The following is a 26404-nucleotide window of genomic DNA, read 5'->3' as shown; positions in this document are numbered from 1 at the left end:
TCCCCTGTGATGGGACTGATAAATCAGTTCCATCACTTTCACCACGGCAAAAGAAGCAGATGATTTCAAATTGAACTTCGTTTCAATTTGAAATGAAAATCAATAAGTTTAAAAATAGCTAGGTCTGCTGGCCTAGCTTTTGGTTCAAAGTAGAGAAAGGAATATCATGGCAAATCATTTCCGTACGGATCGTGTGGGCATGGAAATCAAGCGTGAAGTCAATGAGATTTTGCAAAAGAAAGTCCGTGATCCACGTGTCCAAGGTGTGACCATCACAGATGTTCAGATGCTAGGTGACTTGTCTGTTGCCAAGGTTTACTACACCATTTTGAGTAACCTTGCTTCAGATAATCAAAAAGCTCAAATCGGGCTTGAAAAAGCAACTGGCACCATCAAACGTGAACTTGGTCGCAATTTGAAATTGTACAAAATCCCAGATTTGACCTTCGTCAAAGACGAATCCATCGAATATGGAAACAAGATTGACGAAATGCTACGCAATCTGGATAAGAACTAAAGAAGAGGGGCAACCCTCTTTTTTGGTGGGTGAACTCTTCTAGCTATTAATAGCTGTATTAGCAAAAAAACAGTTTAAAAAATTTGTAAATACCTCATAGTATGATATGATAAAGTTTAATAGGAATGATAAATGGAGATAGAGATGGGCAAACAAGAGTTAGCGATGCAAGTGCTGCAACAAGTGGTGAAATTACCCATGGTCAAAGTTAATCGAGAAAAATTTTTAGTTGACAAATTTTCTAAAGAGTTAGATCGAAAGGATATTGCTACATTATCGGAAAAAGGTCCGACCTCTTTGTTAACAAAGGAAAGCTTGGATCGAGTTGCTAAGACCTGTATTAAGGACAATGTTCTACGAGCAAGCGGGACTTCGATTTTGGCAGGTTTACCTGGCGGTATTGCCATGGCAATCACTATTCCAACAGATGTAGTTCAGTTTTATGCTTTTTCATTAAAGTTGGCCCAAGAACTAGGCTATATTTATGGATTTGATGATCTTTGGTAATCCCGTGATGAATTGAGCGAGGATGCTCAAAATACACTCTTGCTTTATCTCGGTGTCATGCTAGGGGTAAATGGAGCAGGGGCTTTACTTCGCTCTGGAGGTGTGACAGTTGCCAAGCATGTGATGAAGACGATTCCGCAGAAAGCTTTGACAAAGACACTTTGGTATCCTATTCTGGAGAAAGTTTTGAAAATTTTTGGAGTCAGCTTGACAAAGGGAATGGGAAAAGTGATTCCTATTTTAGGGGGTGTCCTTTCTGGTGGCTTAACCTTTGCGACCATGAAGCCGATGGGGGAAAGACTGCAAAAGGAATTATCCAAATTAGTTAATTATAATGAAGGGCAGTATCAAATAGATATTGATACTATCCGAAAAGAAGCTGAAATCATCGAAGGTGAGTAATATGGGACTCATAAAAACTCTAGCTAAAACTTACGGGAATTACTTTTTGACCGTGCAAGGTATAAAAGTAATGAAAACGATAAAGAAAGATGATAATGCCGTTGTCGGTTTGGGGAAACTTTTTATTGCCGACAAGTTAATGGATACGGCTCGATGGCTCATCAAGTCAGAGGAGAGAGAATGAAATTTTTTTTGGGTCTTCTTGCTATTCTTTTTATCAAACCGATTATTGGAATTATGAAATTCCTGTGGATGATCATCTCTTTTGCAGTTCAATTATTGTTTTACAAGATATTATTTAAAATATTGGATTGGCTATTTAAACTTATTTAGATGGTAATCCAAATCGCAGAGAACTAGCAGGAACTCTACTGCTAGTTTTTTAATCTCTTTCCTTGTGGTATAATAAAAACAGTAAAATCATTTTAGAACATACAATGGAGGTCGTCATGGATAATATCATCGATGTGTCAATTCCCGTTGCAGAAGTGGTGGACAAGCATCCAGAAGTCTTGGAAATTTTAGTGGAGCTTGGTTTTAAACCCCTTGCTAATCCCTTAATGCGCAATACAGTTGGTCGCAAAGTATCACTCAAACAGGGTTCTAAGCTTGAAGGAACTCCTATGGACAAGATTGTCCGCACGCTGGAAGCGAATGGCTACGAAGTGATTGGATTAGACTAATGGCAGATGAACGAATTCATGTCCTGCGGGATATTTTGTTAGAATTGCATAATGGCGCCTCTCCTGAGTCAGTTCAGGAGCGTTTTGATGCGACCTTTGCGGGTGTCTCAGCCATAGAGATTTCCCTCATGGAGCACGAGTTGATGAACTCAGACTCAGGTGTTACCTTTGAAGATGTCATGGAACTCTGTGATGTCCATGCCAATCTTTTTAAAAATGCTGTTAAGGGTGTCGAAGTAGAGGATACCGAGCATCCTGGCCACCCAGTTCGGATCTTTAAGGAAGAAAATCTGGCCCTCCGTGCTGCCTTGATTCGCATTCGGAGACTGTTAGATACCTATGAGTCTATGGAAGATGAAGAAATGCTTTCGGAGATGCGTAAGGGGTTGGTACGTCAGATGGGACTTGTAGGTCAATTTGATATCCATTACCAACGTAAAGAAGAACTCTTCTTTCCTATCATGGAGCGCTATGGACATGATTCACCCCCCAAAGTTATGTGGGGAGTGGATGATCAGATCAGGGAACTCTTTCAAATAGCTTTAGCGACAACCAAGTCACTACCTGAAGTGTCAATTAGCAGCGTAAAAGAAGCTTTTGAAGCCTTTGCGACAGAGTTTGAAAGTATGATTTTCAAGGAAGAGTCTATCCTTCTCATGATTCTCCTCGAGTCCTTTACTCAGGATGACTGGCTTCAGATTGCGGAGGAGAGCGATGCTTACGGCTATGCCATCATCCGTCCGTCTGAGAAATGGGTGCCAGAACGTCAGCGCTTTGTTGAGGAAAAGAGTGCAGGGGAGCCCGTGCAGCTAGATACGGCAGAGGGTAAAGTTCAACAAGTTATCGATACGCCAGAAGGGCAGTTGACCATTACCTTTACCCCTAAGGAAAAGGAAGCAGTGCTGGACCGCCATAGTCAACAGGCTTTTGGCAATGGCTATCTCTCCGTCGAGCAGGCTAACCTCATCCTCAATCACCTCCCTATGGAGATTACCTTTGTCAATAAAGACGATATTTTCCAGTATTACAATGACAATGTGCCAGCTGATGAGATGATTTTCAAACGGACACCGTCCCAAGTCGGACGCAATGTTGAACTATGCCATCCGCCCAAGTATTTGGACAAGGTCAAGACTATTATGAAGGGACTTCGTGAGGGGACCAAGGATAAGTATGAAATGTGGTTCAAGTCTGAGTCACGAGGCAAGTTTGTCCACATCACCTACGCAGCAGTGCACGATGAAAACGGAGAATTCCAAGGTGTGCTGGAATACGTTCAGGATATCCAGCCCTACCGAGAGATTGACACGGACTATTTCCGTGGATTAGAATAAGGAGAAAAAATGAGTTACGAACAAGAATTTATGAAGGAATTTGAAGCTTGGGTTAATACCCAGATTATGATTAACGACATGGCGCTCAAGGAAAGCCAAAAGGTCTATGAAGAAGACCAAGACGAGCGTGCCAAAGATGCTATGATTCGTTACGAAAGCCGTTTGGATGCCTATCAGTTCTTACTTGGTAAGTTTGAAAACTTCAAAGCAGGCAAGGGATTCCATGATTTGCCAGATGGCTTGTTTGGTGAGCGAAATTATTAAACGAGAAAGATTCTTGATTTTTTACTAAAATCTTGATAGAATATTTATATTAAATCCTTGTCAGAGCAGGGATTTTTTATTGAAAGGATTTTATCATGTCAAAGAAACTCAATCGTAAAAAACAATTACGAAATAGCCTCCGTCGTGCAGGTGCTTTTTCAAGTACTGTGACTAAGGTTGTAGAAGAGACAAAAAAAGTCGTAAAACGTGCTGAGCAGTCAGCAAGCCAAGCTGGTAAGGCTGTTTCTAAAAAAGTTGAACAAGCAGTAGAAGCTACCAAAGAGCAAGTTCAAAAAGTAGCCAATTCTGTAGAAGATTTTGCAGCAAACTTGGGTGGACTTCCACTTGACCGTGCCAAAACCTTCTATGATGAAGGCATCAAGTCTGCGTCAGATTTCAAAAATTGGACTGAAAAAGAACTCCTTGCCTTGAAAGGAATCGGCCCAGCTACCATCAAAAAATTGAAAGAAAATGGCATCAAGTTCAAGTAATCTTTCTTGCCCCTTGCAATTCCAAGAAAAACTTGCTACAATAAAGCCATCAGAGGTGTTTTGAATCCCATATTTTACAGAAAGTGGCGGTGCTGAGAAGTCCACAAATGTGTCAAAACTGGTTGCTGATGGATGAAAAATTGAAATATTACTGTCTTTTATTTTAAAGACGAGAGTGGCGGGCTCTGCCCGAAATTGGGTGGTACCGCGGATAAACACATTCGTCCCTGTCATGTAGATGGCAGGGACGATTTTTTTGTAGAAAGCGAGGTAGCAGGATGACAAGAACAGAGTTACCAGAACGATTAGAAACAGAACGGTTAGTCTTAAGAGTCCGCACCGTGGCTGATGCTGAGGATATCCATTCCTACGCTAGTCTCCCAGAGGTCTCTTACCCAGCCGGATTTCTACCTGTCAAGACCTTGGAAGATGAGGTTTACTATCTAGAGCATATTCTTCCTGAGCGCAATCAAAAGGAAAATCTCCCATCTGGCTATGGGATTGTCGTCAAAGGAACCGATAAAGTCATTGGTTCTGTTGATTTCAACCATCGCCATGCGGATGATGTGCTAGAGCTTGGCTATACCTTGCATCCAGACTATTGGGGTCGAGGCTATGTACCAGAAGCAGCGTTTGCCTTGATTGACTTAGCCTTTAAAGATTTAGGTCTTCACAAGATTGAACTGACTTGTTTTGGTTATAATGTCCAAAGTCAACGAGTCGCAGAAAAACTTGGATTTACCCTCGAAGCTCGTATCCGAGACCGTAAAGATGTTCAAGGGAACCGCTGTGACAGTCTGATATACGGTTTGCTGAGAAGTGAGTGGGAGGTGATTTGATGCATCTTTTCATCATTGGGGCTCCGGCTTCTGGGAAAATGACGATTGGTCAAGAGTTATCTCGACTGACAGATGCTACCCTCTTTTATAACCATCAAGCCATCGATTTTGCACTAGAAATCTATCAGGACTTTACAGAGGAAATGTGGGAATTTGTTCGTGGAATTACCTTTTCTTTCCTTGGAGCAAGTGCTAGGAATCAGCGATCTGTGATTTTAACAGACGTAATTGATTTTTCAAATCAGTACCAGTTGCTGTATTTGAAGCAAATTCAGAATTTATTGGATAACTTTCATCAAGAGATTCTGTTTGTTGAGTTGGAAACAAGTCTTGAAGAGCGTTTACGTCGAAATCGAACGGAGAACCGGTTGACGCACAAGCCCTTGAAACGGCATATTGAGATATCTGAAAGAGAAATTTTAGAGACAGCTGAAACCCTTCAATTAAATTCCCAACATCAACCGAATGAGTTGCACCACTACTTTAAAATAAATAATACGAATTTGTCTGCAGAAGAAGCTGCTAAGCAAATTCAAAATAAAATGAATACAATAGAGAAAGGACAAACACATGTCTAAAGAACTTTCACCTAAATACAATCCAGCCGAGGTTGAGGCTGGTCGTTACCAAAAATGGCTTGATGCTGATGTTTTCAAGCCTTCAGGCGATCAAAAGGCTAAGCCTTATTCAATCGTGATTCCGCCACCAAACGTAACTGGTAAGCTTCACCTTGGTCACGCTTGGGATACGACTTTGCAGGATATCATCATCCGTCAAAAACGCATGCAAGGTTTCGATACGCTTTGGCTTCCGGGGATGGACCACGCGGGGATTGCGACTCAGGCTAAGGTTGAGGAGCGATTGCGTGGAGAAGGCATTTCCCGCTATGATCTTGGTCGTGAGAAATTCCTTGAGAAAGTCTGGGAATGGAAAGACGAATATGCCACTACCATCAAGGAACAATGGGGCAAGATGGGGCTCTCTGTAGACTATTCTCGTGAGCGTTTCACTCTTGACGAAGGTTTGTCAAAAGCTGTTCGTAAGGTCTTTGTGGACCTTTACAAGAAAGGCTGGATCTATCGTGGTGAGTTTATCATCAACTGGGACCCAGCAGCTCGCACAGCCCTTTCTGATATTGAGGTGATTCACAAGGATGTCGAAGGTGCCTTCTACCACATGAACTACATGCTAGAAGACGGTTCACGCGCCCTTGAAGTTGCCACAACTCGTCCTGAGACTATGTTTGGGGACGTTGCCGTTGCGGTCAATCCAGAAGACTCACGCTACAAGGACTTGATTGGTAAAAATGTCATTCTTCCAATCGCTAATAAATTGATCCCAATCGTTGGGGACGAGCATGCCGATCCCGAGTTTGGTACAGGTGTCGTGAAAATCACACCTGCCCACGATCCAAACGACTTCTTGGTTGGTCAACGCCACAACTTGCCACAAGTTAACGTGATGAACGACGACGGAACTATGAATGACTTGGCCTTTGAATTTGCAGGCATGGACCGTTTTGAAGCTCGTAAGGCAGTCGTTGCTAAGTTGGAAGAAATCGGTGCCCTCGTTAAAATCGAAAAACGTATTCACAGTGTTGGTCACTCAGAGCGTACAGGTGTTGTGGTGGAGCCACGCTTGTCTACGCAATGGTTCGTTAAGATGGATCAATTAGCTAAGAACGCCATTGCCAACCAAGACACAGAAGACAAGGTAGAATTCTACCCACCTCGTTTCAACGATACCTTCCTCCAATGGATGGAAAATGTCCACGACTGGGTAATCTCTCGTCAGCTCTGGTGGGGGCACCAAATCCCTGCTTGGTACAATGCAGAAGGTGAAATGTACGTCGGTGAAGAAGCTCCAGAAGGTGACGGATGGACTCAGGACGAAGACGTCTTGGATACTTGGTTCAGTTCTGCCCTTTGGCCATTCTCAACCATGGGCTGGCCTGATGTTGACTCAGAAGACTTCAAACGTTACTTCCCAACTTCAACCTTGGTTACAGGTTACGACATCATCTTCTTCTGGGTGTCTCGTATGATCTTCCAATCCTTGGAATTCACTGGCCGTCAGCCATTCCAAAACGTGCTTATACACGGTCTTATTCGTGATGAGCAAGGACGCAAGATGTCTAAATCTCTCGGCAACGGGATTGATCCGATGGATGTCATCGAGAAATACGGTGCCGATGCTCTTCGTTGGTTCCTTTCAAACGGTTCTGCACCAGGGCAAGACGTGCGCTTCTCTTACGAGAAAATGGATGCTTCATGGAACTTCATTAACAAGATCTGGAACATCTCTCGCTACATCCTCATGAACAATGAAGGTTTGACCCTTGAGCAAGCAACTGCCAATGTGGAAAAAGTTGTTAACAAGGAAGCTGGAAATGTCACAGATCGCTGGATTCTCCACAACCTCAATGAAACTATCGGAAAAGCGACGGCTAACTTTGATAAGTTTGAGTTTGGTGTGACTGGGCACATCCTCTACAACTTCATCTGGGATGAGTTTGCGGACTGGTACGTTGAGTTGACCAAGGAGGTCCTTTATAGCGAAAATGAAGAAGAGAAAGTCATCACACGCTCTGTTCTCCTTTACACTCTGGACAAGATCCTTCGTCTCCTTCACCCAATTATGCCATTCGTGACAGAGGAAATCTTTGGACAAATCTCAGAAGGCTCTATCGTGACAGCAGAATACCCAACTGTCAATCCAGCCTTTGAAGACCTTGCTGCTCACACAGGTGTAGAAAGCCTCAAAGACTTGATCCGTGCCGTTCGTAATGCGCGTGCTGAAGTAAACGTGGCGCCAAGCAAACCTATCACCATCCTTGTTAAGACAAGCGATAGCGACTTGGAAGCCTTCTTTAACAGCAATGTCAACTACATCAAACGCTTCACAAATCCAGAACACTTGGAAATCGCATCAACCATCCCTGCACCTGAACTCGCTATGTCAAGCGTCATCACAGGAGCAGAAATCTACTTGCCACTCGCAGACCTCCTCAATGTCGAAGAAGAACTCGCTCGTCTCGACAATGAACTAGCTAAATGGCAAAAAGAACTGGATATGGTCAGCAAGAAACTCTCTAACGAACGCTTCGTAGCTAATGCCAAACCAGAAGTCGTCCAGAAAGAACGCGACAAACAAGCCGACTACCAAGCCAAATACGACGCGACCGTAGCACGTATTGATGAGATGAAGAAACTCGTGAAATAAAGCTAAATAAACACAGAAACACGGTGATGAGCCGTGTTTTTTTGGTATAATGAAATCAATATCTATTGATGGAAAAAGTGATGTCCAAACACCCTCATTATGAATTGTTAAATTTAATTGGCTATGGTCTTGCCAAATTTGATAAGTTGTTTATAAAAGAGTTTCAATGCTCTAGTAAATCTGAATTTTATCGTTATATAGTTTCTTTGGGTTTCGCAGAAACGACAGGTGTAGTTAAAAATAGAATGGATTTATTTGACCCCTATTTTGAGAACAATCGGAAAGGTTGGTGGCAAAAAGCCGAAGTTTACCGTTTTCGTAAAGATTTAATTGATATGATGTTTGGGAATGAAGATGTTCTCAGTTATGCAGAAATCCTTAAAATGTTGCTTGCAAGTGAAGGGGAGAAAACAGGTATAACCATCGTTGAAAAACCAATAATTAGAACTAAATTCAAACGCCTACAAGAAACTGGAATGGAAGCAGAAAATTATTTTATACTCAACTTTGATAAAGAAGAAAAATTTCAAGGTGGACTATTGACCGATGCCCGTCTTTATGGTGATGGATATGATTTCCAAGTAGATGTTCAAGAACATTCTTATCTTGCCGAAGTTAAAGGAATTCGAAAACCTAAGGGTCGCATTCGATTGACTGCCAACGAATTTGAGAAAGCTAAAGAGTTTCAAACAGATTTTATTTTATCCTTAGTTACTAACCTAGATGATATTCCTAAGCTAGTGTTAATTGATAATCCTTTGAATCATTTTGAATTCCAAAAGAGCATCATAAAAAATGAAGTCATAGAATATAGAAGCTTAGAAGATTTGTATTAGTTCCCCCTTAACCTTTGACTATTCTGCAAAATTATCGTAAAATAAAGAGTAAATGATAAAATGAGGTCAGAGTCTGTTCGCTCTGGCGATAGTAGTATAAATGAGGAGAAACGCTTTGGAATTAGAAGTATTTGCTGGGCAAGAAAAAAGTGAACTATCTATGATTGAGGTAGCGCGTGCTATCTTGGAACTTCGTGGTCGCGATCATGAGATGCATTTTAGCGATCTTGTAAACGAAATTCAAAACTACCTTGGAACATCAAACAGCGATATCCGTGAAGCCTTGCCTTTGTTCTACACAGAGTTGAACTTTGACGGTAGCTTCATCTCACTTGGAGACAACAAATGGGGTCTTCGTTCATGGTATGGTGTGGACGAAATCGATGAAGAAATCATCGCTCTTGAAGAAAATGACGACGATGAAGTAGCACCAAAAGCTAAGAAAAAACGTGTCAATGCCTTCATGGATGGTGATTCAGATGCCATTGACTACAATGCAGATGATCCAGAAGACGAAGATGCATACGAAGCAGATCCAGCACTTTCATACGATGATGAAAATCCAGATGATGAGAAAAATGAAGTGGAAGCTTACGACGCAGAAATCAACGAAATCGCCCCTGATGACTTGGGTGAAGACGTGGATCTCAACGAAGAAGACGACGAGTTTTCAGACGATGATTCTGAAAACACCGAGGAATAAAAGTTAGCTATTGACAATTTTCCTATTTTTAGGTATCATATTGTTCGGGCACCTCTTTTAGAGGTCGGGGCTCCCTAGTTATTAGGGAGCTATTTTTGTTTTTTCAAGAAGTTATCTTCTTGTATTTTATACTCAATGAAAATCAAAGAGCAAACTAGGAAACTAGCCGCAGGCTGTACTTGCGTACGGCAAGGCGACGTTGACGCGGTTTGAAGAGATTTTCGAAGAGTATTTGTTGTGAATCTGGTGCAGTAGTCCCAGATTATTCTTATTAGTAGGGTCTTGTTTTCTATGTCCCCTTGTAGTTGACAAGACCTTGAGCATTTTAGAAAGAGGAATCTATGTCTACGAAATATATTTTTGTAACTGGTGGTGTGGTATCGTCTATTGGGAAAGGGATTGTGGCAGCGAGTCTGGGCCGTCTCTTGAAAAATCGTGGTCTCAAAGTAACCATTCAAAAGTTTGACCCTTATATCAATATTGATCCGGGAACTATGAGTCCTTACCAGCACGGGGAAGTTTTTGTGACAGATGACGGAGCTGAGACAGATTTGGACTTGGGTCACTATGAACGTTTCATCGATATCAATCTTAACAAATATTCCAACGTGACAACTGGTAAAATTTACAGTGAAGTTCTTCGTAAGGAACGCCGTGGAGAATACCTTGGGGCAACTGTTCAGGTTATTCCTCATATCACAGATGCTTTGAAAGAAAAAATCAAGCGTGCCGCTCTAACGACCGACTCTGATGTCATTATCACAGAGGTCGGCGGAACTGTTGGGGATATCGAGTCCTTGCCATTCCTAGAGGCCCTTCGTCAGATGAAGGCAGATGTGGGTGCGGATAATGTCATGTATATCCATACAACCTTGCTGCCATACCTCAAGGCTGCTGGTGAAATGAAGACCAAACCAACTCAACACTCTGTAAAAGAATTGCGTGGACTGGGAATTCAACCAAATATGTTGGTTATTCGTACAGAAGAGCCAGCTGGTCAAGGAATTAAAAACAAACTGGCCCAGTTCTGTGATGTGGCACCAGAAGCCGTTATCGAGTCTTTAGACGTTGAACATCTTTACCAAATTCCATTGAACTTGCAGGCGCAAGGTATGGACCAAATTGTTTGTGACCATTTGAAATTAGACGCTCCAGTAGCGGATATGACAGAGTGGTCAGCTATGGTGGACAAGGTCATGAACCTCAAGAAACAAGTAAAAATTTCCCTTGTCGGTAAGTATGTAGAGTTGCAAGATGCCTACATCTCAGTGGTCGAAGCCTTGAAACACTCTGGTTATGCCAATGATGCAGAAGTTAAAATCAATTGGATCAATGCCAATGATGTGACAGCAGAGAATGTGGCAGAGCTCTTGTCTGATGCGGACGGAATCATCGTGCCAGGTGGTTTCGGTCAACGTGGTACTGAAGGGAAAATCCAAGCTATCCGCTATGCGCGTGAGAATGATGTTCCAATGTTGGGAGTCTGCTTGGGAATGCAGTTGACTTGTATCGAGTTTGCTCGTCACGTTTTGGGTCTTGAAGGTGCCAATTCTGCAGAGCTTGCACCAGAAACAAAATACCCTATCATTGATATCATGCGTGATCAGATTGATGTTGAGGATATGGGAGGAACCCTTCGTTTGGGACTTTATCCGTCTAAGTTGAAACGTGGCTCTAAGGCAGCAGCTGCTTATCACAATCAAGAAGTGGTGCAACGCCGTCACCGTCATCGTTATGAGTTTAACAACGCCTTCCGTGAGCAGTTTGAGGCAGCAGGTTTTGTCTTCTCAGGAGTTTCTCCGGACAATCGTTTGGTCGAAATCGTGGAAATTCCTGAAAATAAATTCTTTGTAGCGTGTCAGTATCACCCTGAACTTTCAAGTCGTCCAAACCGCCCAGAAGAACTCTACACTGCCTTTGTTACTGCAGCAGTTGAGAATAGTAATTAGCCAAATTAGAACCTTTGAGAAGAATCTCAGAGGTTTTTTGCTTGCATATTTAGGATATAATTTGCAAAATAAAAATATAGTGATATAATTAACATAACAACAACTAAGGAGGAACTACAATGAAAAAAATCACATTATTTGGTTTGTCTCTAGCTGGTCTAGCTTTACTGGCTTTTCCACATTCAGGGCAGGCATTTGAGCTTAAAGAAGAATGGGTTGTTAAGTGTGGAGTGCAGTATCAAGATGGCAAGATTCTTCGGTTTAACAATGGTCATGAAGTGGATATCAAAGTCTTGGATTTGCCAAAAACCGAGAAAATCGAGTGGACGGTTAGTCTCGATGGTCAAGATCAAACTGTCAATTTCCTAGGTCAAGAAAAGGACAAGTCTATGATGGGCGTAGAGGGGCGTTACCTGAATTTCTATGTTCCATATGGCTATAGAGGAGATATCAAGGTAGAAGCTAAGAGCGGAAATGAAGTAAAGACCTGGTCAACGAAAGTTGTGGATGATATTCATAATGATAGTGGAAAGAGAGGTTACTATCGTATTGAAGAATCAAATGATCAATACACCTACCTCGATGCTAAATGGGATTATCAAACCAAGACTTACACTGCTGCCTTACCAGAGACTGTTAATGGTCAAAAAGTTTTTGCTTGGGCAAATTATGATAATGACGAGTTGAAGCTAGAAAAACCAAAATCTATCAGTCATAAATATGATGATGGAGGATCTTTCAAAGAACTTTATCCGATTGTAAAAGCAGAAAGCTGGCTAAAATCAAACCAAAACTGGTACTATCAACAACAAGGTCAATTAGTGCAGAAGGATTGGGTTTATGACAAGGGAACTTGGTACTTTATGAATGATAAAGGAGTCATGTTCAATCAAACTTGGCTTTATCAAGGTAGCAACTGGTATGCCTTTAAATTATCAGGAGCCATGATTGCGAGTGACTGGCTTTACGACCAAGGTAAGTGGTACTATTTATCAACTTCAGGAGCCATGAAAGCAAGCACTTGGGTTTATGACAAGGGAGAATGGTATTATGTAAGTTCTTCTGGTGCCATGCTAGCGAATGATTGGGTCAAAGATAATGGCAAGTGGTATTATCTGGCTTCATCAGGTAAGATGCTTCGCAATACCTACACACCAGATGGCTACTACGTTGGCAACTCAGGTGCCTGGCAATAAGAATAAGAAGTCCTTTTCCTTAAAGGAAGAGGCTTTTTACTTGCTTTTCTGCTGCTTCCTCATTTGTCCTAAAGCCTTTTTTGTGTTAAAATGAATGGTATGAAAGCTAAAAAAATGTGGATGGCAGGTCTGGCTCTGCTTGGTATTGGGAGCCTTGCCCTTGCTACGAAAAAAGTTGCAGATGATCGTAAGCTCATGAAGACCCAGGAAGAGTTGACAGCGATGGTGCGAGACCATTTTTCAGACATGGGAGAAATTGCTACCCTCTATGTTCAAGTCTATGAAAGCAGTCTAGAGAGCTTGGTTGGTGGCGTCATTTTTGAGGATGGCCGTCATTATACCTTTGTCTATGAAAATGAAGACCTGGTCTATGAGGAGGAAGTCTTATGATACAACCAGCAAGTTTAGAAGAATTAGCATCTTTAGTAGAAAAAGATGGCAAGAAGGTCTTTCTTTTTGTAGCAGACTGGTGTGGCGATTGTCGTTATATCTATCCTGCCTTACCAGAAATTGAGGAGAGCAATCCAGAGTTTACCTTTATTCGAGTGGATAGAGACCAGTATATGGATTTGGCCAAACTCTGGGATATTTATGGAATCCCCAGCCTTGTTGTTCTAGAAAAGGACAAGGAAATCGGCCGTTTTGTCAATCGCGACCGTAAAAGCAAGCAACAAATTAATGACTTTTTAGCAGGACTGAAATAGGAGAAAATAGAAACAATGATTTTTACATATAACAAAGAACATGTCGGTGATGTCCTTATGGTCATCGCGAAAAATAGCGGAGATGCCAAACTGGATGTGGAGCGCAAAGGCAAGGTAGCCCGTGTTTTTCTCAAAGATAATGGGGAAACAGTGGCTTGGAATATTTTTGAAGTTTCAAGTTTGTTTGAAATTGCAGAGCGCGGTCAAGTCTTTTTGACAGATGAGCAAGTCGCTCGTTTGAATCAAGAATTACATACGGAAGGCTTTACAGAAGAAATTGTCAATGATAGGGAACCTAAGTTTGTTGTTGGTGAGATTGTCGAGATGGTAGCCCATCCAGATAGTGACCACCTCAACATCTGCCAAGTTGCAGTCGCGAGTGACAAGACAGTGCAAATCGTTGCAGGGGCTCCTAATGCGCGTCTTGGGTTGAAAACCATTGTAGCTCTTCCAGAAGCTATGATGCCCAAAGGCAATCTTATTTTCCCAGGTGAGCTTCGTGGCGAAAAGAGTTTTGGCATGATGTGTAGCCCTCGTGAATTGCATCTGCCAAATGCTCCGCAAAAACGAGGGGTTATTGAATTATCAGAAGATCAAGTTGTCGGAACTCCATTTGACCCAGCGAAACACTGGACTGCCTAAGAAGTTGTTAATATCTGATAGACCAGCTAGAAGGAAATAAGATGGCAAAAAATGTAGTGATTACAGGAGCGACATCAGGTATTGGTGAAGCGATTGCGCGTGTTTATCTGGAGCAGGGTGAGAATGTCGTTCTAACTGGACGACGGATAGACAGACTAGAAATTCTCAAGTCGGAGTTTGCAGAAACTTTTCCAAATCAAACAGTTTGGACTTTTCAGCTAGATGTCACGGATATGACCATGGTAAAGACTGTCTGCTCTGATATTCTAGAAACGATAGGTCAGATTGATATTCTGGTCAACAATGCTGGCCTGGCTCTAGGTTTAGCACCTTATCAGGACTATGAAGAGTTGGATATGTTAACTATGTTGGATACCAATGTCAAAGGTTTGATGGCAGTCACTCGCTGTTTCTTGCCAACAATGGTAAAAGCCAATCAAGGACATATCATCAACATGGGGTCAACCGCAGGAATCTACGCCTATGCAGGTGCAGCAGTTTATTCAGCTACCAAGGCAGCAGTTAAGACCTTTTCAGATGGACTGCGAATTGATACCATTTCAACAGATATCAAGGTGACCACCATTCAGCCTGGAATTGTCGAAACAGATTTTTCGACGGTACGTTTTCACGGTGATAAAGAACGAGCTGCGTCCGTTTACCAAGGAATCGAAGCCTTGCAGGCACAAGATATCGCTGATACAGTTATCTATGTGACCAATCAACCTCGCCGTGTGCAGATTACAGATATGACCATTATGGCAAATCAACAGGCAACAGGTTTCATGGTTCATAAAAAATAAAAAATTTTCTCGAAAAGTTACAAATTTCTGTAACTTTTTTTGATTTCCTACGAATAGATAAGTAGGAGGAAAAAATATGTATAATAAAGTTATCTTAATCGGACGTTTAACGTCTACACCAGAATTGCACAAAACCAACAATGACAAGTCAGTAGCGCGAGCAACTATCGCTGTGAATCGTCGTTACAAAGACCAAAATGGCGAACGTGAAGCTGATTTTGTCAATATGGTCCTATGGGGTAGACTAGCAGAAACTTTGGCAAGCTACGCAACTAAAGGAAGTCTCATTTCAGTGGATGGGGAATTGCGTACTCGTCGCTTTGAGAAAAATGGCCAGATGAATTATGTGACCGAAGTACTTGTTACTGGATTCCAACTCTTGGAAAGTCGTTCCCAACGTGCCATGCGTGAAAATAACGCAGGGCAGGATTTGGCAGATTTGGTCTTGGGAGAGGAAGAATTGCCATTTTAAACATTGAAAAGTCTGAGTTGCTCTCAGGCTTTTTATCTTTAGAAAGTCAGACTTTTTCCTTGACTATTTCTGACCAAGTGATACAATAGAACTATGATTTAGCACTCAGGTATAAAGAGTGCTAATGCTATATATCTCATCATGGAGGAAATCAGATGTTGAAACCATTAGGAGACCGTGTGGTCTTAAAAATAGAAGAAAAAGAACAAACTGTTGGAGGCTTTGTCCTTGCAGGTTCAGCCCAAGAAAAAACAAAAACAGCCCAAGTTGTAGCTACTGGACAAGGTGTTCGTACCTTGAACGGTGACTTGGTTGCTCCAAGTGTTAAGTCTGGAGACCGTGTCTTAGTTGAAGCCCACGCAGGTCTTGATGTCAAAGATGGTGATGAAAAGTATATCATCGTAGGCGAAGCTAACATCTTGGCAATCATTGAAGAATAGAAGGAGAAAGTAAGTATGTCAAAAGAAATTAAATTTTCATCAGATGCTCGTTCAGCTATGGTCCGTGGTGTCGATATCCTTGCAGACACTGTTAAAGTAACCTTGGGACCAAAAGGCCGCAATGTTGTTCTTGAAAAATCATTCGGTTCACCACTCATCACCAATGACGGTGTAACTATTGCCAAAGAAATCGAATTGGAAGACCATTTTGAAAATATGGGTGCCAAATTGGTATCAGAAGTCGCTTCAAAAACCAATGATATTGCAGGTGATGGGACTACAACTGCAACTGTTTTGACCCAAGCAATCGTCCGTGAAGGAATCAAAAACGTCACAGCAGGTGCAAATCCAATCGGCATTCGTCGTGGGATTGAAACAGCAGTTGCTGCAGCAGTTGAAGCCTTGAAAAACAATGCCATCCCTGTTGTCAATAAAGAAGCCATCGCTCAGGTTGCTGCCGTATCTTCTCGTTCCGAAAAAGTAGGCGAATACATCTCTGAAGCCATGGAAAAAGTTGGCAAAGACGGAGTCATCACTATCGAAGAGTCACGTGGTATGGAAACAGAGCTTGAAGTTGTAGAAGGTATGCAGTTTGACCGTGGTTACCTTTCACAGTACATGGTAACAGATAGCGAAAAAATGGTAGCTGATCTTGAAAATCCATACGTTTTGATTACTGATAAGAAGATTTCAAATATCCAAGAAATCTTGCCACTTTTGGAAAGCATTCTCCAAAGTAATCGTCCACTCTTGATTATTGCGGATGATGTTGATGGCGAAGCTCTTCCAACTCTTGTTTTGAACAAGATTCGTGGAACCTTCAACGTAGTAGCCGTTAAGGCACCCGGTTTTGGTGACCGTCGCAAAGCCATGCTTGAAGATATCGCCATCTTAACAGGCGGAACAGTTATCACAGAAGACCTAGGTCTTGAGTTGAAAGATGCGACAATTGAAGCTCTTGGTCAAGCAGCGAGAGTAACTGTGGACAAAGATAGTACGGTTATCGTAGAAGGTGCTGGAAGTCCTGAAGCGATTTCTCACCGTGTTGCAGTTATCAAGTCTCAAATCGAAACTACAACTTCTGAATTTGACCGTGAAAAATTGCAAGAACGCTTGGCCAAATTGTCAGGTGGTGTAGCGGTTATTAAGGTAGGAGCTGCAACTGAGACTGAGTTGAAAGAAATGAAACTCCGCATTGAAGATGCCCTCAACGCTACTCGTGCAGCCGTGGAAGAAGGAATTGTTGCTGGTGGTGGAACAGCCCTTGTAAATGTTATCCCTGCCGTAGCTGATTTGGAATTGACAGGAGATGAAGCAACAGGACGCAATATTGTTCTCCGTGCATTGGAAGAACCTGTTCGTCAAATCGCACACAATGCAGGATTTGAAGGGTCTATCGTTATCGATCGTTTGAAAAATGCCGAGCTTGGTACAGGTTTCAACGCAGCAACTGGTGAATGGGTCAACATGATTGATCAAGGGATTATCGACCCAGTTAAAGTGAGTCGTTCAGCCCTACAAAATGCAGCATCTGTAGCCAGCTTAATTTTGACTACGGAAGCAGTCGTAGCCAATAAACCAGAACCAGCAGCTCCGGCTCCAGCAATGGATCCAAGCATGATGGGCGGCATGATGTAAGCTTTCTATAGAAAACAACTTATAAAAAACACAAAAGGAGGGAATGCCTACCCCTCCTTTTTATGATATTCACTTCTAAATTGATTTGAGCTCTCCTAACTTATATGATAAAATAAGACTAGAAAAAGGAGAAGAACATGATCGATGTAGAAGAAATTCTGAGCAAGATGAACCCTAATCAGAAGATTAATTATGACCGTGTCATGCAGAAGATGGTACAAGTATGGGAGAAAAATGAGCAACGGCCAACCATTCTCATGCATGTTTGCTGTGCCCCTTGCAGTACCTATACCCTAGAATATTTGACCAAGTATGCAGATGTGACCATCTATTTTGCCAATTCTAATATCCATCCCAAGGCAGAATACCATAAGCGTGCCTATGTGACTAAAAAGTTTGTCAGTGATTTCAATGAGCGGACAGGAAATACGGTCCAGTATCTAGAAGCTCCCTACGAACCAAATGAATATCGTAAGTTAGTCAGAGGACTGGAAGAAGAGCCAGAAGGTGGCGACCGTTGCAAGGTTTGCTTTGACTACCGCCTGGATAAGACAGCACAAGTGGCTATGGATTTGGGCTTTGACTACTTTGGCTCAGCCTTGACCATCAGTCCTCATAAGAACTCTCAAACCATTAACAGCATCGGAATCGATGTGCAAAAGATTTATACTACTCACTATCTTCCAAGTGATTTCAAGAAAAATCAAGGATACAAACGTTCAGTAGAGATGTGTGAAGAGTATGACATCTACCGTCAATGTTATTGTGGATGCGTCTATGCAGCTCAGGCGCAGAATATTGACCTGGTTCAGGTTAAGAAGGACGCAACGGCTTTCTTGCTGGATAAGGATGTTGAAAAAGACTATTCCCATATCAAATTTACAGTTACAAAATTAGATATATAGAGACCAACCCAGCTGAAAAGCTGGGTTTTTCAAATAAAAAACCAGGGCTTTCACCCTAGTTTGACAACTTTACCGATTCTTTAGTTCTACATAGCGCTTGTACCAAATGTTTACATAGGCTTCTGAGAAAGGACCTCGTCCATTGTTAATCCAATCAACAAGAATTTTGACATGTTCTTTTAAAATGTAGTCCAAGTCATCAGAATAATTCATTTTGCGTTTGTGACGCTCATACTCCTCAACGTCCAAGAGACGTTTTTCCCCATCTGTAAAAATTTTAACATCCAAATCGTAATCAATATACTTCAGTGCTTCTTCATCCAGATAGTAGGGGCTAGCCATATTGCAATAGTAGGAAATTCCATTATCGCGAATCATGGCAATGATATTAAACCAATATTTCTTGTGAAAGTAAACAATAGCCGGTTCTCGAGTTACCCAACGACGACCATCACTTTCGGTAACCAGTGTATGATCGTTGACACCAATAATGGCGTTTTCTGTTGTTTTTAGTACCATGGTGTCCCGCCAAGTTCGGTGGAGACTCCCATCATGCTTATAACTTTGAATTGTAATAAAGTCGCCTTCTTTTGGAAGTTTCATAACTAACCAACTTTCTACAATTTATAAGTTTATCGTTTACTATTGTACCATAAAATTACCTAAAATCTGTGAATTTTACATGAAAATATTAAAGATATTCTCTGAGAGCGCTTGCTATATCCGAAAAATCGTATCCCTTTCGTGCTAAAACTTGGGTTAAACGCTGTTTAAGTTCGTATCCTTTATATTTTCGGGCATACTTGGCATATTGCTTATCAAGTTCCTTGAAGATGAGTTCCTGAGTCGTTTCTTGGTCAACTTGACTATCCAATTCGTCAAAGGCACTTTTAGCATCAGAATAGGAAAACCCCTTGTTGGTCAAGTTCTGGATAATCTTATCTTGCAAGGCACGAGCTGGAAGTTTTCCCTCATATTTTTTCAATAGTTTATTAGCTACACGTTGAGCAACTTCAGAAAAATCAAATTCTTTTAAAATCTCTGCTATAGTAAATTTTGAAATTCCTTTTTGTGCTAATTTCTGAGTCAGTACATAAGGCCCCTTGTCTCCTGAAAGTTGATTGGCATTGATGATAGCATAAGCGTACTGACCATCATTAATCCACTTATCTTTTTTAAGATTAATAATGACTTGAGAAACGATGTTTTCATCAATATCGTATTTTTTCAGATATTCTCTGACTTCTTTTTCAGTGCGAGCTTTAAAGGATAGGTGGTAGAGGGCCAGATTTTTACCATAAGAAAATTGGGCAAAGTCCTGAATCTCTTTCAATTCCTCTTCGCTTATTACCTTATCTTTCGATAACATAAAACGAACAATAGTATCTTCAGTAATGTAGCTTTTGTCACCATTATCAAGCTCCATCAGATAGAGTCTTTTTTTATTTTCAAGTTTTGTGATTTTCATAGTTCTATTATAACTCAAAATGTGATAAGATAGGGGTATGAATCTGAAAGTGAAACAAAAAATACCATTAAAAATCAAGCGCATGGGAATTAATGGTGAGGGAATAGGCTTTTATCAAAAAACATTAGTCTTTGTGCCTGGAGCTCTCAAAGGAGAAGATATCTATTGTCAAATTACTTCTATTAAACGCAACTTTGTTGAAGCAAAATTACTAAAGGTTAATAAGAAGTCAAAATTCCGTGTTGTGCCAGCTTGCACTATTTATAATGAATGCGGAGGATGCCAAATCATGCACCTGCATTATGATAAGCAGCTGGAGTTCAAGACGGACCTACTTCACCAAGCACTGAAAAAATTCGCCCCTGCAGGATATGAAAACTATGAAATTCGTCCAACTATTGGAATGCAGGAACCCAAGTACTATCGTGCTAAGTTACAATTTCAGACTCGAAAATTTAAAAATCAGGTCAAGGCAGGTCTGTATGCACAAAACTCTCATTATTTGGTAGAGTTGAAAGACTGCCTAGTACAAGATAAGGAAACCCAAGTGATTGCTAATCGCCTAGCAGAATTGCTTACTTATCACCAGATTCCAATCACAGATGAGAGGAAAGTCCTAGGTGTCCGTACTATTATGGTCCGACGAGCAAGAAAGACTGGACAGGTTCAGATTATTATTGTTACAAATCGCCAGCTTAACTTAACCCAACTTGTAAAGGACTTAGTTAAAGATTTTCCAGAAGTTGTGACAGTAGCTGTGAATACAAATACAGCTAAAACCAGTGAGATTTATGGTGAAAAGACAGAGATTATCTGGGGAGAAGAGAGTATTCAAGAAGGTGTACTCGACTATGAATTCTCACTATCCCCTCGAGCTTTCTATCAGCTAAATCCTGAACAAACAGAAGTCCTTTATAGCGAGGCAGTAAAAGCGCTGGATGTTGATAAAGAAGACCATTTGATTGACGCTTATTGTGGAGTTGGAACGATTGGATTTGCCTTTGCAAAGAAAGTAAAAACACTCAGAGGTATGGATATTATTCCAGAAGCTATTGAAGATGCCAAGCGAAATGCTAAAAGAATGGGATTTGACAATACTCATTATGAAGCTGGAACGGCAGAAGAGATTATTCCTCGCTGGTATAAGGAAGGCTACCGAGCAGATGCTCTGATTGTGGACCCACCACGTACAGGTCTAGATGACAAGTTATTAGATACAATTCTTACCTATGTGCCAGAAAAAATGGTCTATATTTCTTGTAATGTTTCGACCTTGGCTCGTGATTTGGTACGCTTAGTAGAAGTCTATGATCTTCATTATATCCAGTCGGTCGATATGTTTCCTCACACAGCACGGACAGAAGCTGTTGTAAAATTAATTAAAAAAGTTTAAAAAAGTAGTTGACAAAGTTTGAAAAGTCTGTATAATAGTAAGAGTTGAAAATAACAGCTCAGGTCCGTTGGTCAAGGGGTTAAGACAAAAAACAATAAATCTGTCAGTGACAGAAATGAGTGAGAACTCAAACTTTTAATGAGAGTTTGATCCTGGCTCAGGACGAACGCTGGCGGCGTGCCTAATACATGCAAGTAGAACGCTGAAGGAGGAGCTTGCTTCTCTGGATGAGTTGCGAACGGGTGAGTAACGCGTAGGTAACCTGCCTGGTAGCGGGGGATAACTATTGGAAACGATAGCTAATACCGCATAATAGTAGATGTTGCATGACATTTGCTTAAAAGGTGCAATTGCATCACTACCAGATGGACCTGCGTTGTATTAGCTAGTTGGTGGGGTAACGGCTCACCAAGGCGACGATACATAGCCGACCTGAGAGGGTGATCGGCCACACTGGGACTGAGACACGGCCCAGACTCCTACGGGAGGCAGCAGTAGGGAATCTTCGGCAATGGACGGAAGTCTGACCGAGCAACGCCGCGTGAGTGAAGAAGGTTTTCGGATCGTAAAGCTCTGTTGTAAGAGAAGAACGAGTGTGAGAGTGGAAAGTTCACACTGTGACGGTATCTTACCAGAAAGGGACGGCTAACTACGTGCCAGCAGCCGCGGTAATACGTAGGTCCCGAGCGTTGTCCGGATTTATTGGGCGTAAAGCGAGCGCAGGCGGTTAGATAAGTCTGAAGTTAAAGGCTGTGGCTTAACCATAGTACGCTTTGGAAACTGTTTAACTTGAGTGCAAGAGGGGAGAGTGGAATTCCATGTGTAGCGGTGAAATGCGTAGATATATGGAGGAACACCGGTGGCGAAAGCGGCTCTCTGGCTTGTAACTGACGCTGAGGCTCGAAAGCGTGGGGAGCAAACAGGATTAGATACCCTGGTAGTCCACGCCGTAAACGATGAGTGCTAGGTGTTAGACCCTTTCCGGGGTTTAGTGCCGCAGCTAACGCATTAAGCACTCCGCCTGGGGAGTACGACCGCAAGGTTGAAACTCAAAGGAATTGACGGGGGCCCGCACAAGCGGTGGAGCATGTGGTTTAATTCGAAGCAACGCGAAGAACCTTACCAGGTCTTGACATCCCTCTGACCACTCTAGAGATAGAGTTTTCCTTCGGGACAGAGGTGACAGGTGGTGCATGGTTGTCGTCAGCTCGTGTCGTGAGATGTTGGGTTAAGTCCCGCAACGAGCGCAACCCCTATTGTTAGTTGCCATCATTCAGTTGGGCACTCTAGCGAGACTGCCGGTAATAAACCGGAGGAAGGTGGGGATGACGTCAAATCATCATGCCCCTTATGACCTGGGCTACACACGTGCTACAATGGCTGGTACAACGAGTCGCAAGCCGGTGACGGCAAGCTAATCTCTTAAAGCCAGTCTCAGTTCGGATTGTAGGCTGCAACTCGCCTACATGAAGTCGGAATCGCTAGTAATCGCGGATCAGCACGCCGCGGTGAATACGTTCCCGGGCCTTGTACACACCGCCCGTCACACCACGAGAGTTTGTAACACCCGAAGTCGGTGAGGTAACCGTAAGGAGCCAGCCGCCTAAGGTGGGATAGATGATTGGGGTGAAGTCGTAACAAGGTAGCCGTATCGGAAGGTGCGGCTGGATCACCTCCTTTCTAAGGATAAGGAACTGCGCATTGGTCTTGTTTAGTCTTGAGAGGTCTTGTGGGGCCTTAGCTCAGCTGGGAGAGCGCCTGCTTTGCACGCAGGAGGTCAGCGGTTCGATCCCGCTAGGCTCCATTGGTGAGAGATCACCAAGTAATGCACATTGAAAATTGAATATCTATATCAAATAGTAACAAGAAAATAAACCGAAAACGCTGTAGTATTAATAAGAGTTTATGACTGAAAGGTCAGAAAAATAAGGTTAAGTTAATAAGGGCGCACGGTGGATGCCTTGGCACTAGGAGCCGAAGAAGGACGTGACAAACGACGATATGCCTTGGGTAGCTGTAAGTAAGCGATGATCCAGGGATTTCCGAATGGGGGAACCCAACAGGTACTACCTGTTACCCGCATCTGTTAAGGATGTGAGGAGGAAGACGCAGTGAACTGAAACATCTAAGTAGCTGTAGGAAGAGAAAGCAAAAGCGATTGCCTTAGTAGCGGCGAGCGAAACGGCAGAAGGGCAAACCGGAGAGTTTACTCTTCGGGGTTGTAGGACTGCAATGTGGACTCAAAGATTATAGAAGAATGATTTGGGAAGATCAGCCAAAGAGAGTAATAGCCTCGTATTTAAAATAGTCTTTGTACCTAGCAGTATCCTGAGTACGGCGGGACACGAGAAATCCCGTCGGAATCTGGGAGGACCATCTCCCAACCCTAAATACTCCCTAGTGACCGATAGTGAACCAGTACCGTGAGGGAAAGGTGAAAAGCACCCCGGGAGGGGAGTGAAATAGAACCTGAAACCGTGTGCCTACAACAAGTTCGAGCCCGTTAATGGGTGAGAGCGTGCCTTTTGTAGAATGAACCGGCGAGTTACGTTATGATGCGAGGTTAAGTTGAAGAGACGGAGCCGTAGGGAAACCGAGTCTGAATAGGGCGCCTTAGTATCATGACGTAGACCCGAAACCATGTGACCTACCCATGAGCAGGTTGAAGGTGCGGTAAGACGCACTGGAGGACCGAACCAGGGCACGTTGAAAAGTGCTTGGATGACTTGTGGGTAGCGGAGAAATTCCAAACGAACTTGGAGATAGCTGGTTCTCTCCGAAATAGCTTTAGGGCTAGCGTCGACATTAGAGATTCTTGGAGGTAGAGCACTGTTTGGGTGAGGGGTCCATCCCGGATTACCAATCTCAGATAAACTCCGAATGCCAATGAATTATGGTCGGCAGTCAGACTGCGAGTGCTAAGATCCGTAGTCGAAAGGGAAACAGCCCAGACCACCAGCTAAGGTCCCAAAATAATTGTTAAGTGGAAAAGGATGTGGGGTTGCACAGACAACTAGGATGTTAGCTTAGAAGCAGCTATTCATTCAAAGAGTGCGTAATAGCTCACTAGTCGAGTGACCCTGCGCCGAAAATGTACCGGGGCTAAAACAATTTACCGAAGCTGTGGATACCTTTATAGGTATGGTAGGAGAGCGTTCTATGTGTGATGAAGGTGTACCGTGAGGAGCGCTGGAACGCATAGAAGTGAGAATGCCGGTATGAGTAGCGAAAGACAGGTGAGAATCCTGTCCACCGTAAGACTAAGGTTTCCAGGGGAAGGCTCGTCCGCCCTGGGTTAGTCGGGACCTAAGGAGAGACCGAAAGGTGTATCCGATGGACAACAGGTTGATATTCCTGTACTAGAGTATGTAGTGATGGAGGGACGCAGTAGGCTAACTAAAGCAGACGATTGGAAGAGTCTGTCTAAGCAGTGAGGTGTGATATGAGTCAAATGCTTATATCTTTAACATTGAGCTGTGATGGGGAGCGAAGTTTAGTAGCGAAGTTAGTGACGTCACACTGCCAAGAAAAGCTTCTAGCGTTTAAACATACTCTACCCGTACCGCAAACCGACACAGGTAGTCGAGGCGAGTAGCCTCAGGTGAGCGAGAGAACTCTCGTTAAGGAACTCGGCAAAATGACCCCGTAACTTCGGGAGAAGGGGTGCTGACTTTACGTCAGCCGCAGTGAATAGGCCCAAGCAACTGTTTATCAAAAACACAGCTCTCTGCTAAATCGTAAGATGATGTATAGGGGGTGACGCCTGCCCGGTGCTGGAAGGTTAAGAGGAGTGCTTAGCGTAAGCGAAGGTATGAATTGAAGCCCCAGTAAACGGCGGCCGTAACTATAACGGTCCTAAGGTAGCGAAATTCCTTGTCGGGTAAGTTCCGACCCGCACGAAAGGCGTAATGATTTGGGCACTGTCTCAACGAGAGACTCGGTGAAATTTTAGTACCTGTGAAGATGCAGGTTACCCGCGACAGGACGGAAAGACCCCATGGAGCTTTACTGCAGTTTGATATTGAGTGTCTGTACCACATGTACAGGATAGGTAGGAGTCTATGAGATCGGGACGCCAGTTTCGAAGGAGACGTTGTTGGGATACTACCCTTGTGTTATGGCCACTCTAACCCGGATAGGTGATCCCTATCGGAGACAGTGTCTGACGGGCAGTTTGACTGGGGCGGTCGCCTCCTAAAAGGTAACGGAGGCGCCCAAAGGTTCCCTCAGAATGGTTGGAAATCATTCGCAGAGTGTAAAGGTATAAGGGAGCTTGACTGCGAGAGCTACAACTCGAGCAGGGACGAAAGTCGGGCTTAGTGATCCGGTGGTTCCGTATGGAAGGGCCATCGCTCAACGGATAAAAGCTACCCTGGGGATAACAGGCTTATCTCCCCCAAGAGTTCACATCGACGGGGAGGTTTGGCACCTCGATGTCGGCTCGTCGCATCCTGGGGCTGTAGTCGGTCCCAAGGGTTGGGCTGTTCGCCCATTAAAGCGGCACGCGAGCTGGGTTCAGAACGTCGTGAGACAGTTCGGTCCCTATCCGTCGCGGGCGTAGGAAATTTGAGAGGATCTGCTCCTAGTACGAGAGGACCAGAGTGGACTTACCGCTGGTGTACCAGTTGTCTTGCCAAAGGCATCGCTGGGTAGCTATGTAGGGAAGGGATAAACGCTGAAAGCATCTAAGTGTGAAACCCACCTCAAGATGAGATTTCCCATGATTTTATATCAGTAAGAGCCCTGAGAGATGATCAGGTAGATAGGTTAGAAGTGGAAGTGTGGCGACACATGTAGCGGACTAATACTAATAGCTCGAGGACTTATCCAAAGTAACTGAGAATATGAAAGCGAGAGGTTTTCTTGGTTTGAATAGATATTCAATTTTGAGTAGGTATTACTCAGAGTTAAGTGACGATAGCCTAGGAGATACACCTGTACCCATGCCGAACACAGAAGTTAAGCCCTAGAACGCCGGAAGTAGTTGGGGGTTGCC

The 26404-nt window shown here is 43.0% G+C and carries 24 protein-coding genes, 1 tRNA gene, 3 rRNA genes and 1 pseudogene; 27 read left to right on the top strand and 2 right to left on the bottom strand.

The window, feature by feature from the left end:
- Window positions 1–166: 166 nt before the first annotated feature.
- From rbfA to D8849_RS06575, 22 genes and pseudogenes are all read left to right on the top strand, one after another.
- The gene (gene rbfA / locus D8849_RS06680; RefSeq protein WP_001273601.1) at window positions 167–517 is read left to right on the top strand and encodes a 30S ribosome-binding factor RbfA; all 351 of its coding nucleotides are present in this window, start codon (window positions 167–169) and stop codon (window positions 515–517) included.
- Between the two features lie 144 nt (window positions 518–661).
- Window positions 662–1426, top strand: a pseudogene (locus D8849_RS06675) (hypothetical protein).
- 1 nt (window position 1427) lies between these two features.
- Complete coding sequence (locus D8849_RS06670) at window positions 1428–1610, top strand: hypothetical protein (RefSeq protein ID WP_125386582.1); 183 nt, start codon at window positions 1428–1430, stop codon at window positions 1608–1610.
- A gap of 265 nt (window positions 1611–1875) precedes the next feature.
- Entirely contained in the window at window positions 1876–2109 is a 234-nt protein-coding gene (locus D8849_RS06665) for a DUF1858 domain-containing protein (protein ID WP_000368739.1), read from the top strand.
- A complete protein-coding gene (locus tag D8849_RS06660; RefSeq protein WP_125386581.1) occupies window positions 2109–3443 on the top strand; it encodes a DUF438 domain-containing protein in 1335 nt (444 codons plus the stop codon). Before D8849_RS06665 ends, D8849_RS06660 begins: the two co-directional genes overlap by 1 nt.
- Before the next feature lie 9 nt (window positions 3444–3452).
- Window positions 3453–3707, top strand: a complete 255-nt coding sequence (locus D8849_RS06655) for a DUF1912 family protein (RefSeq protein WP_125386580.1) — start codon at window positions 3453–3455, stop codon at window positions 3705–3707.
- 95 nt (window positions 3708–3802) lie between these two features.
- Entirely contained in the window at window positions 3803–4198 is a 396-nt protein-coding gene (locus D8849_RS06650) for a helix-hairpin-helix domain-containing protein (protein WP_049511356.1), read from the top strand.
- Between the two features lie 278 nt (window positions 4199–4476).
- Complete coding sequence (locus tag D8849_RS06645; RefSeq protein ID WP_125386579.1) at window positions 4477–5037, top strand: GNAT family N-acetyltransferase; 561 nt, start codon at window positions 4477–4479, stop codon at window positions 5035–5037.
- A complete protein-coding gene (locus tag D8849_RS06640; protein ID WP_125386578.1) occupies window positions 5037–5615 on the top strand; it encodes an AAA family ATPase in 579 nt (192 codons plus the stop codon). The genes D8849_RS06645 and D8849_RS06640 overlap by 1 nt, the downstream gene beginning before the upstream one ends.
- Window positions 5608–8259 carry a valine--tRNA ligase gene (locus D8849_RS06635; protein WP_125386577.1) on the top strand — a complete coding sequence of 884 codons (2652 nt, stop codon included), beginning with the start codon at window positions 5608–5610 and terminating at the stop codon, window positions 8257–8259. Before D8849_RS06640 ends, D8849_RS06635 begins: the two co-directional genes overlap by 8 nt.
- An 80-nt stretch (window positions 8260–8339) precedes the next feature.
- A complete protein-coding gene (locus tag D8849_RS06630) occupies window positions 8340–9095 on the top strand; it encodes a protein NO VEIN domain-containing protein (protein ID WP_185756220.1) in 756 nt (251 codons plus the stop codon).
- A 115-nt stretch (window positions 9096–9210) separates the two neighbouring features.
- Complete coding sequence (gene rpoE / locus D8849_RS06625; RefSeq protein WP_045612819.1) at window positions 9211–9798, top strand: DNA-directed RNA polymerase subunit delta; 588 nt, start codon at window positions 9211–9213, stop codon at window positions 9796–9798.
- Window positions 9799–10139: 341 nt separating this feature from the next.
- Entirely contained in the window at window positions 10140–11747 is a 1608-nt protein-coding gene (locus D8849_RS06620) for a CTP synthase (protein WP_000105246.1), read from the top strand.
- A gap of 119 nt (window positions 11748–11866) precedes the next feature.
- Window positions 11867–12943, top strand: coding sequence for an N-acetylmuramoyl-L-alanine amidase family protein (locus D8849_RS06615; protein WP_049552344.1), 1077 nt, complete (start codon window positions 11867–11869; stop codon window positions 12941–12943).
- A gap of 90 nt (window positions 12944–13033) precedes the next feature.
- The gene (locus D8849_RS06610; protein ID WP_049510167.1) at window positions 13034–13333 is read left to right on the top strand and encodes a DUF4651 domain-containing protein; all 300 of its coding nucleotides are present in this window, start codon (window positions 13034–13036) and stop codon (window positions 13331–13333) included.
- A complete protein-coding gene (locus D8849_RS06605; RefSeq protein ID WP_049487943.1) occupies window positions 13330–13647 on the top strand; it encodes a thioredoxin family protein in 318 nt (105 codons plus the stop codon). The genes D8849_RS06610 and D8849_RS06605 overlap by 4 nt, the downstream gene beginning before the upstream one ends.
- 15 nt (window positions 13648–13662) lie before the next feature.
- On the top strand, window positions 13663–14289 hold the full coding sequence (gene ytpR, locus D8849_RS06600; RefSeq protein ID WP_125386575.1) for a YtpR family tRNA-binding protein: 627 nt from the start codon (window positions 13663–13665) through the stop codon (window positions 14287–14289).
- A gap of 41 nt (window positions 14290–14330) precedes the next feature.
- Window positions 14331–15092: an SDR family NAD(P)-dependent oxidoreductase gene (locus D8849_RS06595; RefSeq protein WP_125386574.1), complete on the top strand. Its 762-nt coding sequence runs from the start codon at window positions 14331–14333 to the stop codon at window positions 15090–15092.
- Window positions 15093–15168: 76 nt separating this feature from the next.
- Window positions 15169–15564 carry a single-stranded DNA-binding protein gene (locus tag D8849_RS06590; protein WP_125386573.1) on the top strand — a complete coding sequence of 132 codons (396 nt, stop codon included), beginning with the start codon at window positions 15169–15171 and terminating at the stop codon, window positions 15562–15564.
- 155 nt (window positions 15565–15719) lie between these two features.
- A complete protein-coding gene (gene groES, locus D8849_RS06585; protein WP_000917329.1) occupies window positions 15720–16004 on the top strand; it encodes a co-chaperone GroES in 285 nt (94 codons plus the stop codon).
- A 15-nt stretch (window positions 16005–16019) separates the two neighbouring features.
- The gene (gene groL, locus D8849_RS06580; RefSeq protein ID WP_125386572.1) at window positions 16020–17642 is read left to right on the top strand and encodes a chaperonin GroEL; all 1623 of its coding nucleotides are present in this window, start codon (window positions 16020–16022) and stop codon (window positions 17640–17642) included.
- Window positions 17643–17779: 137 nt separating this feature from the next.
- Window positions 17780–18547 (top strand): epoxyqueuosine reductase QueH, encoded by a 768-nt coding sequence (locus tag D8849_RS06575; protein ID WP_000567567.1) that lies wholly within the window; start codon window positions 17780–17782, stop codon window positions 18545–18547.
- 69 nt (window positions 18548–18616) lie between these two features.
- On the opposite strand, the gene ntdP is transcribed toward D8849_RS06575, so the two are convergent.
- Both ntdP and recX read right to left on the bottom strand, forming a co-directional pair.
- Window positions 18617–19150, bottom strand: a complete 534-nt coding sequence (gene ntdP / locus D8849_RS06570) for a nucleoside tri-diphosphate phosphatase (RefSeq protein WP_000775316.1) — start codon at window positions 19148–19150, stop codon at window positions 18617–18619.
- An 88-nt stretch (window positions 19151–19238) separates the two neighbouring features.
- The gene (gene recX, locus D8849_RS06565) at window positions 19239–20015 is read right to left on the bottom strand and encodes a recombination regulator RecX (RefSeq protein WP_125386571.1); all 777 of its coding nucleotides are present in this window, start codon (window positions 20013–20015) and stop codon (window positions 19239–19241) included.
- A 37-nt stretch (window positions 20016–20052) separates the two neighbouring features.
- Between recX and rlmD the strand changes: the two genes are divergently transcribed.
- The 5 genes from rlmD to rrf form a co-directional block, all read left to right on the top strand.
- Window positions 20053–21408 carry a 23S rRNA (uracil(1939)-C(5))-methyltransferase RlmD gene (gene rlmD / locus D8849_RS06560; RefSeq protein ID WP_045605746.1) on the top strand — a complete coding sequence of 452 codons (1356 nt, stop codon included), beginning with the start codon at window positions 20053–20055 and terminating at the stop codon, window positions 21406–21408.
- A gap of 134 nt (window positions 21409–21542) precedes the next feature.
- Window positions 21543–23088: ribosomal RNA gene (locus D8849_RS06555) — 16S ribosomal RNA — on the top strand.
- Window positions 23089–23139: 51 nt separating this feature from the next.
- A tRNA-Ala gene (locus D8849_RS06550) sits at window positions 23140–23212 on the top strand.
- 125 nt (window positions 23213–23337) lie between these two features.
- A 23S ribosomal RNA gene (locus tag D8849_RS06545) occupies window positions 23338–26239 on the top strand.
- A gap of 76 nt (window positions 26240–26315) precedes the next feature.
- Window positions 26316–26404, top strand: a 5S ribosomal RNA gene (gene rrf / locus D8849_RS06540); the annotation flags it as partial.

Origin of the sequence: Streptococcus mitis (assembly GCF_003942765.1) — a bacterium.
Lineage (GTDB): Bacteria > Bacillota > Bacilli > Lactobacillales > Streptococcaceae > Streptococcus > Streptococcus mitis_BE.
Note: the sequence above shows the minus strand (reverse complement) of the source record. Positions and strands in the feature narration are given on the sequence as shown.